This window comes from Cohnella sp. LGH, assembly GCF_017671885.1.
Lineage (GTDB): Bacteria > Bacillota > Bacilli > Paenibacillales > Paenibacillaceae > Cohnella > Cohnella phaseoli.
Map to the genome: position 1 here is coordinate 6,299,228 of NZ_CP072117.1, position 13,424 is coordinate 6,312,651.

At 56.5% G+C, this 13,424-nt stretch carries 9 protein-coding genes; 5 read left to right on the top strand and 4 right to left on the bottom strand.

Going from position 1 to position 13,424, the window contains the following annotated elements; all coding sequences use genetic code 11:
* Positions 1–152 precede the first annotated feature (152 nt).
* Positions 153–1,133 carry a cell wall hydrolase gene (locus J4772_RS26290; RefSeq protein ID WP_209072059.1) on the top strand — a complete coding sequence of 327 codons (981 nt, stop codon included), beginning with the start codon at positions 153–155 and terminating at the stop codon, positions 1,131–1,133.
* Here the strand turns inward: J4772_RS26290 and J4772_RS26295 are convergent, their stop codons facing one another.
* The 3 genes from J4772_RS26295 to J4772_RS26305 are packed head-to-tail and all read right to left on the bottom strand — an operon-like array spanning position 1,134 to position 5,942.
* Positions 1,134–2,717, bottom strand: a complete 1,584-nt coding sequence (locus J4772_RS26295) for an extracellular solute-binding protein (RefSeq protein WP_209072060.1) — start codon at positions 2,715–2,717, stop codon at positions 1,134–1,136. It abuts the gene before it with no gap.
* Positions 2,714–4,153 (bottom strand): response regulator transcription factor, encoded by a 1,440-nt coding sequence (locus J4772_RS26300; RefSeq protein ID WP_209072061.1) that lies wholly within the window; start codon positions 4,151–4,153, stop codon positions 2,714–2,716. The genes J4772_RS26295 and J4772_RS26300 overlap by 4 nt, the downstream gene beginning before the upstream one ends.
* Positions 4,146–5,942 carry a sensor histidine kinase gene (locus J4772_RS26305; RefSeq protein WP_209072062.1) on the bottom strand — a complete coding sequence of 599 codons (1,797 nt, stop codon included), beginning with the start codon at positions 5,940–5,942 and terminating at the stop codon, positions 4,146–4,148. Before J4772_RS26305 ends, J4772_RS26300 begins: the two co-directional genes overlap by 8 nt.
* A gap of 260 nt (positions 5,943–6,202) precedes the next feature.
* Here J4772_RS26305 and J4772_RS26310 point away from each other — a divergent pair, with 260 nt between their 5' ends.
* The 4 genes from J4772_RS26310 to J4772_RS26325 all read left to right on the top strand — a co-directional run bounded on the left by J4772_RS26310 (position 6,203) and on the right by J4772_RS26325 (position 11,792).
* The gene (locus J4772_RS26310) at positions 6,203–7,618 is read left to right on the top strand and encodes an ABC transporter substrate-binding protein (protein ID WP_209072063.1); all 1,416 of its coding nucleotides are present in this window, start codon (positions 6,203–6,205) and stop codon (positions 7,616–7,618) included.
* A gap of 328 nt (positions 7,619–7,946) precedes the next feature.
* Positions 7,947–8,855: a carbohydrate ABC transporter permease gene (locus tag J4772_RS26315; protein WP_209072064.1), complete on the top strand. Its 909-nt coding sequence runs from the start codon at positions 7,947–7,949 to the stop codon at positions 8,853–8,855.
* A 17-nt stretch (positions 8,856–8,872) separates the two neighbouring features.
* Positions 8,873–9,703: a carbohydrate ABC transporter permease gene (locus J4772_RS26320; RefSeq protein ID WP_209072065.1), complete on the top strand. Its 831-nt coding sequence runs from the start codon at positions 8,873–8,875 to the stop codon at positions 9,701–9,703.
* A 55-nt stretch (positions 9,704–9,758) separates the two neighbouring features.
* On the top strand, positions 9,759–11,792 hold the full coding sequence (locus tag J4772_RS26325; protein WP_209072066.1) for a DUF5107 domain-containing protein: 2,034 nt from the start codon (positions 9,759–9,761) through the stop codon (positions 11,790–11,792).
* Positions 11,793–11,916: 124 nt separating this feature from the next.
* On the opposite strand, the gene J4772_RS26330 is transcribed toward J4772_RS26325, so the two are convergent.
* On the bottom strand, positions 11,917–13,296 hold the full coding sequence (locus J4772_RS26330) for an ADP-ribosylglycohydrolase family protein (protein WP_209072067.1): 1,380 nt from the start codon (positions 13,294–13,296) through the stop codon (positions 11,917–11,919).
* Between the last annotated feature and the right edge of the window lie 128 nt (positions 13,297–13,424).

A 13,424-nucleotide genomic window follows, 5' to 3' on the forward strand; every position in this document is an offset into this window, starting at 1 on the left:
AATCGTAGAAAAAAACGGCCTATTACGGCCGTTTTTTCGCGAAAAAGCCCTTTTGTGTGAAAAAGTTAATCTTTTGCGCTCCCGGTATTGTGATATATTTTTCAGTAGCAAGAAAACGCTATCGATACATTTTGTACCTTCGGGAGGTTCTCATGCTCCATAGAAGTAAGCAAATTCGCGCGATTTTGCTTCTGTCGCTCGCCGTCCTGCTCTTGCTCGGCGTCGGGCTGACTTCGGCTGCGGCCGAGAGCGAGGAAAACATTACTCTTAAAGTGAGCGGGAAAACAGTAAAGCTGGCAGAGCCGGCACAAATTCTCGGAGGCAGACTGTTCCTGCCGATCGCCAGCCTAACCGGCCATCTGAACGCTAAAGCCGATTGGGACTCCGAGAACGAAGCGGTAACGATCCATACTGCGCATAAAGATACAATCATCCTGACGAACGGAGTGCCCGTCGTCTACTTTAACGACTCGCGCTATGTGATGGAGAGCGCGCCCTTCTTCGCGGACGGCAGAATCTACATTCCGGTTCGCTACGTTGCCGAGCTGCTTCATGCGAAGATCAAGTGGAGCCCGGAGGAGCGGCTCGTCGAGATCGAGCCGGTCGCCCAGGCGGTCGTGGCGGAGGAGTACGGCTTGAAGGAGATTGCCGAGGAGAACGACGTCAGCAGAGGCGCGCTGTTGAAGCGCAACGGACTAAAGGCCGATGACGTTGGGATCGGTACAAAGTTGCGGGTTGTCATTCCCTCGGTTTTCGAGAACGAAGCTAAACCGTACTCCGAGGAGGATTATCGACTGTTGGCTAAGCTCGTGCAGGTCGAAGTCGGGTACGAGTCGTACGAGGCGCATCTCGCCGTGGCGAACGTCGTGCTCAATCGCGTGGCAGACTCGCGGTTTCCGGACACGATTCGCGACGTCATCTATTCGGGCAAGCAATTTCCGCCGGCTCACAACGGACTGCTCGACAAGAGCAAGCCGAACGCCACCGTCCTGCGCGCCACCAAGGACGCGCTGAACGGGAAGAACAACGTGAAGGACGCGGTTTACTTCTATGACCCGCGAGTCACCAAAGGCTCTTTCTGGTCCGATCTCTCCACGATCGCCACGATCGGCAGCCACCGGTACGCGAAATAGCTATTCGATACCGAGCTCGCGGGCTCGCGCATTCACTTCCTCGATCATTCGATCGAGGCCTTTTTCTTTATAGCCGTCGATAATTTCCTGCCAGGCGGCTTCGACCGGCAAATCGCTGATCATGACGCGAATCATATCGTCGTTGTCGAAGATGGTGAAGCCGTCCTTGGTCGGGGTGGACAATTGCGTCAGCCGCGGCTCGTAATCTTGCTTGCGGGTCTCGCGCATCGAATAGTCGACCAGCTCTCGCTGCGCCGTCCGCGCTTTCGGCGAAATTCCCACGTAGTCCATGTTCAGCTTAAACATGCCGTCCCAATCGAGCAGGTTGGCGAACGTAGAGAACGCTTTGTATTTGGTCATGACGCTGACGTCCGGATCAAGCGGTTTAACGCGTCCGTCCTCAATAACGAAGTCCGTGTTTTCCAGGCCGAAACGTCGCATCTCCTTGAACTCGTCCGTATTCATATAATCGAACAGCTCCAAAATGCGAGCCAGCTTCCGGTCGTCTACCTTGGCGGAAATATAGCTTTCGGACCAGAACGTTTTGAATACGGAATGATATCTATTGCCGTCCATAGCCGGCAGCGGCTTAAGCAGCTTGACTCGATCGTAGAAGCTGTCGTCCCCGGGATGAAGCTTCAGCCATCTCTCCTTATAGATGTGAACGTCCAAGTTTTGCACTCCGCCCGCGATGATCAGCGCCGCTATTTTGCCTTCGGCGAACTTGTCTCTGGCCATATCCCCCCGGGTGACGGGGAGATCGGAATCGATCAGGCCGGCTGTGTAGAAGTCTCGGAGCAGCGTCAACGATTCGATGGACTGCTTCGAGAATACGGCGGGAATGTAGCGTCCGTCCTCCTTGATCCACTTGAAATCGCTGCCGCTGCCGTCGCTGGTGGCAGCGGGAGAGCTGTACAGCCAGAACAACCCGCCAAGCAGCAGATTGCCGACAGTGGTCAGTCCCCGCACGCTCTTCTTCTCCGGATCATGATCGACGATCGTCTTCAGCATATCGCGGAACTCCTCCCAGGTCTGGGGTTCCCGAGTAATGCCGGCTTGCTGGGCAAGGTCCCACCTATAGGCGACGATCCGGTCCAGAACGTTGTAGTCGGTGCTGTCGTACGTCTGGCGCGGGATGAAATACAGCTTGCCGTCGTCCTTCAGGTCGTCGGTCCCAGGCAAGCTCAAATAGGCCTGCAAATTCGGATAGGCAGATAGATCGCCGGGAATCGGCTTGATAACGCCGCGGTCCCGCCAGCTCCTGTAAGATTGGGTATTCATCGCGTCGACGGAGAAGATATCCGGCAACTGGCCTGCCGACGCCCACATTTGAATTTGCTGCATGTAATTTTCAAGCTTGATCGGAATCGGCTTAATCGTAATATTCAGTCTTTGCTCCAGCAGCCGGAGTGCCGGATCGTCCTGCGTCATGTTCTCCGCCAGATCCCAGAAGGCAACGGAAATCTCCATCGGTTCCGAAGGCGCGGGGAGAGCTTTGCCTTTCGAGGACGGGCCGGAGCATCCGGAAAGCAATGCGACCAGCAAAAGGGAGACGAGCGGCCAGACGGCCAAGCGACGGCTCATGCGTTCCCCTCCCGCGGCGACCCGGCTTGCAGACGATACTGCCGAGGCGTTATTTTCTCGTATTTCTTGAACAGCCGAATGAAATAGAAGTAGTCTCGGAACCCGACGCCATCCGCGATTTCGCCGATCGTGAGACCGGTCGTCTCAAGCAGCAGGCGGGCCTGCCGCAGGCGCACCTGAGTCAAATATTCGGTAAACGTAATATTCAACTCGCGCTTGAACAACTGGCTCAAATAATTGGGATTCATATAGAAGCTTCTCGCGATACTCTGAATGGAAATGTCGCTGCGATAGTTTTCGTTAATATGCTTAACGATTTCCTTCAGGTTGGCATGCGCCGTCTTGCGCTCCCCCGAAGTTGATCCCGGCTCACGGAGCTCCTCTCGCAGGTTGTCGATCATCGCGTCGAAGCTGCGATACAAGTGATAAAGCTGGTCTCGGCTGAAAATGTACTCCTCCTCGGGCGGAGCGGACGGATCGGAGGAAGAGTGGAAGTAGACGATATTGTAGACGATAAGCGCGAGTACGATGGTCATGCCTCGTTTGTTGGCAGGCAGCGCCATCTCCTTGAGCAGCTGTCGCATGGCGGCGATATCCTTCTTGGCGGCGCTGCGTTCGAGCTGTCGCACCAGGAGGCCGGCCTCCGTATCGCCGGCAGCCTCTTCGCGAAAATGAACCGCATCCCGTCCATGGACGAAGAAATCCCAAGCGTGCTCGGTCGCCGCATCCAGCGCTTTAATGGCTCCCGACAGCTCCCGTCCCGCGCGTGCGGCTCCAATGCCGAGAATGTCCGCCGGGATCGACTCGCGGATTAAACCGCGCAGCTGCTCCGCTTCCGCGGATTGCACGAAATAGCCGATTCGTGAGGCGCCCAGATGGACAGCGACCGAGTGCACGCCTTCTCTGAAGCTCAATCGGCCCTTGCCAAGCGAGACGAGCGCGTACAGACAGTCCGCATCGAGGCCGTTCGCCCGCAGGCTGCGATCGAACGCCGCATCGGCGCGTTCCGAGGACGGCTCCTCGATCAGCTCCAGCAGCTCGTTCTCGCGCTTCTGTCGGATGTCCTCGATTGCCTTGGCCGCCGTCTTGAGCAGGCCGTCGATCTCATGGTCGTCGAACGGCTTCAGGCAGTAGCCCAGCACGCCATAGCTTAGCGACTTTTGCACGTAAGCGAACTCGGCGTAGCCGCTGATCACGACGATCTGGACGTCGGAGTCCATTTCCTTAATTTGCTTAATCAACTCAAGCCCCGACAGCCCCGGCATCCGAATGTCCGTAAATACGATATGGGGCTTCAGCTCCCGAACCATCTGAAGCGCTTTGGTTCCGTTATTGGCTTTGCCCGCAACGGCAAACCCCGACTTGCGCCAGTCGATTCCGGCCTCGAGACTTTTGAGCACCAGATTTTCGTCGTCGACGAGAACCGCTTTATACATCCGTATCCCCTCCCGGCTGCATAGTATTCAAAGGAATGTGCAGGACGATTCGTGTTCCTTGCCCGGCTTCGCTGTCGAAGGTTAAGCCGCCTTGCTCTCCGTAGGCCAACCTGAGACGGTTATGCACGTTCAGGACGCCGAGGCCTTCCGCCGCAGCGGCCGGCTCCCGACCGTTGCGGCCGAGCGATGACGGCGACGCTAAGCGCCGCCGAATCTCCGCCAGCTCCTGCTCTTCCACGCCGACGCCGTCGTCGACAACGGAGAGAAGCAGTACTCCGTCATCCACTCGGCCAGTGATTAGCAGCCGGCCCGGCGTCGTCTTCGGTTCGAGTCCGTGGAAGACGGCGTTTTCGACAAGCGGCTGCAAAATCATTTTCATCACCGGAGCTCTTAGAGCTTCCTCGGTAAAATCGTAGCCGACTTCAAAACGGTCCTCAAAGCGAATCAGTTGCAGGAAGACGTACGATTGTACGGCGTTCAGCTCGCGGTCGAGCGTCACCCAGCCCGGTCCCTTGATGCTGTAGTGGAACAGCTTGCCGAGCGCCTTGGTCATCTCCACGACGCGGTCCGCACCGAGCTCCAGCGCCACGCCCTTGATCGATTCCAACGTATTGTACAGGAAATGGGGATTGATCTGGCTGCGCAAATAAGCGGAAGCGGCTTTCTCCTTCTCAATCTCGGCTTCCAATAGATGCGTCGTCGTCTCGACGAGCTTGTGTGTCAGGCTGTTCAGCTCGTTCAGCATACCGTTCAGCTTCTCGGCTACGACCTTCATTTCCAGATTGCCTTCCAGCTTCAGATCGTTCCTCGCTTCGCGAATCGCGCCTCCGGATTTAATGCTGTTAATGAACTTCACCAGCACTTGAATCGGATGGACGATGTTGTTGATGATCATCGCGAAGGGCAGAGCCATCAGAAGAAGCGCGAACAGGACGATAAAGACGCTTTGCGTACGCACCTTGTTGAGCTCGGCCAGCAGCGCTTCCTCCGGAATGAAGCTAAGCAGGGAGGCTTGAACGTCCGGGAGCGAGTGAAGCTGCACCGAGCCTTTGATTCCCCCGATGGAATCCTTGCTCGCAGGCTGGTCTTCAGATGCGCCGGCAAGCGCCTTGACGTTGCGGGCGATGTCGGGGACGTTCGTCTCCGGGAACGCGCGGCCGTACCGATCGATCAAATAAAAGCCGGCCCCGGGCTCCGACTGCGGCGTATCGGTATCGAAAAACATCGTCTCCACGTTGGCGATGACCGCAATATAGCCGATTCTTTTATCCGCTGAGCCGTTTGAGCCGTCGGCATAGATGCTTTGGGCGAACACGAGAGCATTCTGCAGCGTGCCGCTGTAGCTGAATTTCTGCAAGCCGCTGACATAGACGCCGTCGGCGGCCAAGATTTCCGGCTCCAGTCCCCGCACGTATTCAATGCCTCCGTTAAGACTGTACTTTGTTCCGCGCGCGCCGATGAGCACGATATCCTCGATGCCCTGCCGTCCCGCCTTCAGGGAGATAATTTTCCGATCCAGCTCTTTGCTCATCTCGTACAGCAGACTAGGGTTAACCTGCGTCAAATATTGCTGAAGGAACGGGTCGAAGCCGAGATTCAGCATCATCTGTCCGACCTCTTCCACCTTCTGGGACATGCCGAGTTTAAACTTGCGGACGAGATCCTCGGTGATCTGGCTGTTGTTGCGGATTACGATTCGCGAGGTTTGCTCGTACAGCGAGTAGATGATCAGCAGCATAACTCCCAGTACGCATGCAACCGCTATCATAAATTGCGTTTTGATTTTCATTTTCTTCAATACGCCCACGAGGTCACCGCTTTCCGCTGCAGGTACACCGATTATATCACTTTCCCTTAGTTTTTAGAGTCGCTGTAAAGGGCACATCTAATTGGAGTCCATGTTTATCTAACGAGAAGACATACTTTGGGTGCGAGAGGAGGCTAATCGTCGTCCATTTTTATCTAAGGCGGCGCTATACTTCGGGATTTGCTGCCGATCTATAATCTTTATTGTAAGCGTTAACAACAAATTTATAGGGGGAATCGAATTTGAATAACAGAAGAAAGCTCGGCACGCTCGCATTGCTTTCGCTTATTTTGACGGTCGTATTGCTGGCAGGCTGCAGTAAATCGGCTGCGCCATCGGCATCGCCAAGCGAGTCTCCGTCCGCTACTGCGACTCCGTCGGCCTCGGAATCGGCGACGGCGTCTGCTTCGGAGAGTCCGTCCGCCTCGGGGCTGGAGGGCAAAGTCGTATTCTGGTCGATGTGGAGCAATACCGAGCCGCAAGCGAAGGTCATTGAGGCAGCGATTGCGGAATTCAAGGCGAACAATCCCGCCGTCGAGGTCGAGCTGAAGTTTAACGGCCGGGACATTAACAAGCTGATCAAGCCGGCGCTGGAGAGCGGACAGCAGATCGACATCTTCGAACAGGACCCGGGCGCGGCGCTGGCCAATCTGAAGGATCACGTGCTGAAGCTGGACGATCTGCTGCAGCAGCCTTCGGTCGGCAGCGACGGCAAGTCGGTGAAGGATTCGCTCATTCCGTCGCTGATCGAGTGGGTCAAGACGCTGTCGACGGAAGCGGGCCTGGAAGAGGGCTACTATGCCATTCCGCAGCAGCCGTACGCGGTGTTGTTCTTTTATAACAAAGCACTGTTCGAGAAGGCCGGAATTACAGCGGTTCCAACGAGCTGGGAGGAGTTCCTGGCGGCGTGCGAAGCGCTCAAGCAGATCGGCGCAGATCCGATTACGTTCGACGACGCTTACCGCGATCTGTTCATCGGCGGCTACTTCGGCAGCGCGATGGGCAGCGATTGGACGGACAGCCTGGTGAAGGACAAAACCGGCGAGATGTGGAAGGACCCGATCGTCAAGCAATTCGCTTCCGATATGCAGCAGCTTCAGGAGAAGGGCTATCTCTCCAAGAAGATCGCAGGCAACAAATATCCTGCCGGACAGCAGGATCTGGCTCTTGGCAAAGCAGGCATGTACTTGAATGGAACATGGCTGCCGAACGAGGTCGCTGCCACGGCCGGACCGGATTTCCGTTGGGGTTCGTTCCAATTCCCGACTGTGTCGAACGGCAACGGCGAGGGCGGACTGCAAGGGCTTACCTTCGGCGCTCAAGGCTTGTTGATGAACAAAAACAGCAAAAACGTCCCTGCCGCGTTCGAGCTCGTCAAATATTTGGTCGGCAAGAAGGCGCAGCAGGAAATGGCCGATCAAGCGCTGGCTATTCCGGCCACGCTCGATACCGAGTGGCCGGCTCCGCTGGCGGAAGCCGCGACCGCATTCGGCAACGCCAAGGTGAATATGCCGTGGGGCAACGGCATCGATAACGGCGGCGACTTCTCTACAGGCACGGTTATCCCCGTGTTCATGGAGCTGGCGACGGGCAAGCTGAGCCCGGATGCTTACGTCGACAAGATGAGCGCGGCGGCGAAGAAGTTCTACGGCGGCTAACTCTCGGTAGAGGGATGGGGCCGGGCGCGGCGGGCGGGTTAGCCGCTTCGCCCGGCTTTGCTGGCATTATAGACTTTATAGATTTGAAGAATTTGTAGGATAAATCGTATAAACACCGCGATTTTGTTGGTAGATGCATGCATTCTGTGTGATTTATCGTACAAAATACAGCGTTAGAAAGATCGGTTTTATAGAATTGTACGACAAATCGTACAATTTGATCTCCGCTATAATGGATGAGTTTGAGGGCTTGCATCCGATTCTCCAACAGCCAATCGCTGCGTGATCTGTAAGCCGACTTGCAAGAGTTTCAAACGGGAGGTGTCTCATGAAGCTGAAGAAATCGGTCATCGCCTTGTTTTTGGGGCCGGCCGTCGCGATCTACCTCGTCATTTTCCTGTATCCGACGCTGCGGACGTTCGCGATGAGCTTTTACGATATTCCTTCGCTGTCCAGCAAGGTGGCGGAGTGGACATTCATTGGCGGGGACAATTATGCGACGCTGTGGCGCAGCCCTTATTTTCTCGATTCGGTGAAAAACGTGTTGGGCATATGGGCGATCGGGGGCGCGCTAATCTTCGCGTTCGCTTTTCTATTCGCGGTGATTCTGACCTCGGATGTGCGCGGGAAGGGCTTCTGGCGTTCGCTGATCTTCCTGCCGAACACGGTTTCGGCCGTCGTTCTGTCCGTCGTCTGGCTGCATTACGTCTTCAATTCCAGCTACGGGTTTCTGACGACGCTGTTCGAGAAGTTGGGGCTGACGAAGCTGGCGGAAATCCAATGGACCGATAACGAGCATATCTACTACTCGATGATCATTGCGTTCAGCTTCGGATCGATCGGCTATTTCATGCTGATATTGAACGCGGGCATCGGAAGAATTCCGACCGATTATTATGAGGCGGCGACTTTGGACGGAGCAAGCGTCTGGACGAAGTTTATCCGAATTACGATGCCGCTGCTGCGCGACGTGTTCCGGACGACGCTTGTCCTGTGGACGATTACGGCGTTCAACTTCTTCGTCTGGTCGGCGACGTTCGGGCTGGACGATCCGCATACGGTGACCCCGGGCTATTACATGTACCAGAAGGTGTTCGGCAAGGGCGGCAGCGTGTATTTGGAGGAGTCGTTCAACGTCGGAGCGGGCGCGGGCGTCGGCATTCTCATTACGGTTGCGACGATCCTCGCCGCTGTACTGATCGGCCGCCTGTTCCCTAAGGAGCGGCTGGAATATTAAGCGAGGAGGCGAATCCATTGCGCAAAAAAGGGCTGCAGCTGCTTCCTGCCTATGTACCGTTGGCGGCTTGGCTGGCGTTTTCCGTCGTGTTGTTCGGCTGGGTGATTCTGGCGTCGCTCAGCACGACGAGGGATATTTTCACCAATACGCTGCTAGGCAGCGGCATTCAATTTTCCAACTACACCGATCTGTTCGAGCAGCAGGAGATGGGTCGCTATTTCTTGAATAGTATCATCTATACCGTCGCCTCATGCGCCGGCATCGTGCTGGTCGCCGCGCCCGCCGCTTATATTTTGGGACGGGTCAAGTTCAAGGGCTCCGGGATGATCCATCTGATGTTCGTGTCCGCAATGTCGATTCCGGGCATTCTGATCTCGATTCCGCTGTTTTCCCTGTTTGTCGGGATGAAGCTGACCGGCTCGATTGCGACGCTGGTATTGATCTATATTTGCACGAACGTGCCTTTCGGCGTGTTTTTCCTCACCGGATTTTTCTCGTCGATTCCGAAGGAGTTCGAGGAGTCGGCGGCGATCGACGGGTGCGGCCCGATCAAGGCGTTCGTGAAGGTCATTTTGCCGGTCGCGCAGCCGGGCATCATTACGTTGACGATCTTCAACTTCCTGGGCGTCTGGAACGAATACTTCTACGCGCTGATCTTCGCCAACGACGAAGGCACGCGGACGCTCGCTCTAGCGCTTCAGTCGATCGTCTACGGCTATTCCAACACGGGGAATTACGGCGGCATTTTCGCGGCGTGTATGGTCGTGTTCCTGCCCAGCTTTATCGTCTACTTGTTCGTGTCCAAAAGAATTATCGCCGGCATTACGATCGGTTCTGTTAAGGGGTAGAACTACAGTCAAAATCGGGTTTGTGAATTACCTATAAGGAGGAGAGATCGCCAGAATGAAGGTTTACACATCCATTGTCGAGCTGGAAGGAGCGCCGCTCGAGGGGGAGAACCCGCTGCCGATGTTCGCGAGTCGCAATCCGCATCGGGAGGTTATCGAGGACGGCAGCTTTACGCCCGAGCTGAAGACCGGCTTCGGCGACGACACCGGCGAGCGCTACTTGCCTTACCGGATGCAGGACCGTTATACGCGTCGGAGAAGACCCATGGCGCTAAAGACGATCGTGCTGGAAAACGAGCTGCTTCGGGCCGTATTTCTGCCGGAATACGGGGGACGGCTGTATGCGCTAAAGGATCGGCGGACAGGCCGGGACGTGCTGTACCGAAACCCGGCGTTCCAGCCGGCCAATCTGGCGATTCTCAACGCCTGGTTTTCGGGCGGCATCGAATGGAATATCGGCCAGGTCGGTCATACGTTCGGGACGTGCTCGCCCATCCATACGGCCAGAATGCGCGATCGCGACGGCCATGAATTCGTGCGGATGTACGACTACGAGCGCTGCCGCAACGTGTTCTGGCAGATCGATTTTCATCTGCCTCCAGGAGCGAAGGAGCTGCAGATCTATGTTCGCATTATCAATGACAACGAGCGTTCCGTGCCGATGTATTGGTGGACGAACATCGCCGTGGAGGAGACGGAGCGTTGCCGGGTGTTCGCGGCGACGGGCAAGGCGATCTACATTTCTCCGGAGCTGAGCGGCCACGGCGTCGGCGAGCTGCCGAGCCTGCCTTCGCTGCCCGGCGGGGACGCATCCTATCCGCTGGAATTTCCGTTTTCCAGCGAATATTTCTTCCTGACGCCGGAGGAATGCCGCTCTCCGTGGGAGGCGGTCGCTTATGAGGACGGGCGGCTGTTCTACGAGCGCTCTACAGCCCGGCTGCGCTATCGCAAAATGTTCTGCTGGGGCCACCATGCGGGAGGCCAGCGTTGGCGCGACTTTTTGGCGAAGCCGGGAGAGGGCGGCTACGTGGAAGTTCAGGGAGGCTTCGCTCCGACGCAGCTGCACGGTCTGAAAATGCCGGGGAACTCGGTGTGGGATTTCACGCAGTTAATCGGCATGGATCAGGTGGATCCGGAGAAAGCGCAGGCAGCGGATTGGCACGAGGCGCAGGCGACTGTGGAGAGAACGGTGGACGCGCTTCTGAACGAAGAGCAAGTCTATGCGATTCACGAGCGGTTGCGGGGGCATGCGGATCAGGAGGCGGGCGAGCCGCTGCATGCCGGATCGGGCTGGGGCGCGCTGGAGCGGCTTCGCCGTTCCGAGAGAGAAGGTCGCTCCGTACCCGAAGGACTCTCGTTCCCGGACGGCGCGCTTGGCGAGCCGCAGCATGCATGGCTGGCTCTGCTGAGGGAAGGCCGAATGCCGGAGACGGCTGCATGGGACGTTCCTGCGTCCTGGATGGTGCAGGACGAATGGCGCGAGCTGCTGGAGACGAGTCTGCGCACGGAGGACAGCCGGGGACGGAATTGGACGGCCTATCTTCATTATGGCGTGATGCTGCTGGAGGTCGGCAAGGAGGAGGAGGCGAAGGCGGCTTGGGAGACATCTCTTCGTCTTCGTCCTTCCGCATGGGCTTACCGGAACTTGGCCCGGCTTGCCGTGCGTCAGGAGGACGAGGAGCGGGCGGCAGCCTGCTATGAACAAGCCTATCTCGTATCCAACGGCTTTCCGGATCGCGCTTTCGCCGAGGAGTATTTGCAGCTGCTCGTACGGCGCGGGGAGTACGAACGGGCGTGGCGGCTCTACGAATCGCTGCCGGACGAGTTGGCCGGGGGCGATCGGATTCGGATCGTCGTCGGAGCGGCGGCGTTGGAACTGGGCCAGGACGAGTATATGCAGAGGCTGTTCGAAACCGAATTCGCGATCATTCGCGAAGGCGAGGTGTTGATCATCGATCTGTGGTACAAGTATCATGCGACGAAGCTGGCGCAGGAGCGGGGAACGGAGCTGTCGGACGCGCTTCTGACCGAAGCGAAGGTGAAGTTTCCGCCACCGGGTCCGATCGACTTCCGCATGATCGGGGGATAAGAAGCAGGCCGCGAACGAACAGAGGGAACACCTCTGCCGCTCGCGGCCTTTTTTTGTATCGCCACACCATTGGCTAGCGCGATCAGGTTTTTACTAGAGCCTGTTCAACGATTGCATCGGCTGATCAAATCTGAACGTACGGATTCGTCGAGACAATCGCCGCCGTCCGCTCTGCCAGCTCCGAGATCTTCACGAGTCCGAAGCCGTCCACTCCGGATACGATCTTATCGTTTAACGGAGCGATCCATTTTTCCGGTAGCGCCTGCGCTCCGAGAATCATGCCGACGATCGAGCCGACGGTGGCTCCGTTGCAATCCGTATCGAATGCGGCCGTTACCGCGAGTCCGATCGACTTTTGCAAATCCGTATCTCCGTACAGCAGCCCCATAGCGACGATCATTGCATTCGGATTCGTATGGCACCAATGGTGCGACTTATGCTCGTCATATTGAAGATGGATCCGCTCTATTGTTTCTTCCCAGCCAATGCCTTCCCGCCTCCAACTGAGCACTGTGCGGATATCTTCCGCCAATCGGGACTGCTTCGGAATTTCCGCAAGCCCCGCTTGAACGATCCGCTCGATGTCGTCCGTCACGGCTGCAGCCGCCAGCATGGCCGCTACCCACATTTCACCGTAAATCCCATTTTTCACGTGCGAGATTGAGGCGTCCCGCCAAGCCATCTCCGCCGCTTTCTCCGGATGGCCCGGGTTTGCATACCCGAAGAAGTCCGCCCGGATCTGCGCGCCGATCCATTCCCGGTAGACGTTGCGGCAGGAAGCGGACCGAGGAGGCTCGATGCCGTTCACCAAGTTTTTGTACGCGACTCGTTCCGCCGTGCAAGTACGTAAAATCGGCAAGTTCATCAGCCACGAATCCGCCACGTCGTCCGGCGTAAAATCGAATCCGTACTTTTCCAAAATGGACAGTCCGATAATCGTATAGTTCATATCGTCGTCCTCGACCATGTGCCGGACGTTGTTAATCCAATTAATAGAGCTGCTGCCGTACACTTGCCCTTCATTTATAATCTCGTATTTGCCGATCAGCGCTTCTGGAACATCCGAAGACATATAGGATTGCAGCGGATAGTTGCCCGTTTCTTTAAGGAACCCGTGCAGCCGTTCGCGCTTCCAGCCTTCCACCGGCTGGCCGAGCAAACAACCTGCCGAGCGTCCGAGCCAAGCCCCGTAAAGTTTGTCATATAGCTGCCGTCCGGTCGGAGCTTTCATTACGGGAAAGCGGAGATCGGGTCTTTCCAGTTGGATGCCCTCGAGATCGGAAGGCTCGCGATAGGCATATCCGCTTCTTCTTGGCAGCTGAGCCGTACGATCCAGCAATCGGCCTGCTCGTTCCTCGCGCTCCGGTTCCGAAGCTTCAAGTGCCTGAATGGCTGCAATTTCCGCTTCCAACCCTTGGGTATCATATCCTTCCTCGTAAGCTTGCAACTGCTCGACATGCAAATCGTCCGCATACTTCAACCATGGATATCGGCGCAATGTCATTTTTTCTCCCCCAAAGCTCATTTCCTTCATCTTATCTCGACCGGCCCTGTTTTTCTTCTTATTTTCATCTCATTAGTTTCTTAAAAACGGCTATTTCAATCGAAAAAATGTGGATGGCGCTGACGGTA

What these genes read in the sequence shown, in the direction of transcription:
- J4772_RS26290 (WP_209072059.1), top strand. Translation starts at nt 153, where the DNA reads ATGCTCCATAGAAGTAAGCAAATTCGCGCGATTTTGCTTCTGTCGCTC.
- J4772_RS26295 (WP_209072060.1), bottom strand. Translation starts at nt 2,717, where the DNA reads ATGAGCCGTCGCTTGGCCGTCTGGCCGCTCGTCTCCCTTTTGCTGGTC.
- J4772_RS26300 (WP_209072061.1), bottom strand. Translation starts at nt 4,153, where the DNA reads ATGTATAAAGCGGTTCTCGTCGACGACGAAAATCTGGTGCTCAAAAGT.
- J4772_RS26305 (WP_209072062.1), bottom strand. Translation starts at nt 5,942, where the DNA reads ATGAAAATCAAAACGCAATTTATGATAGCGGTTGCATGCGTACTGGGA.
- J4772_RS26315 (WP_209072064.1), top strand. Translation starts at nt 7,947, where the DNA reads ATGAAGCTGAAGAAATCGGTCATCGCCTTGTTTTTGGGGCCGGCCGTC.
- J4772_RS26325 (WP_209072066.1), top strand. Translation starts at nt 9,759, where the DNA reads ATGAAGGTTTACACATCCATTGTCGAGCTGGAAGGAGCGCCGCTCGAG.
- J4772_RS26330 (WP_209072067.1), bottom strand. Translation starts at nt 13,296, where the DNA reads ATGACATTGCGCCGATATCCATGGTTGAAGTATGCGGACGATTTGCAT.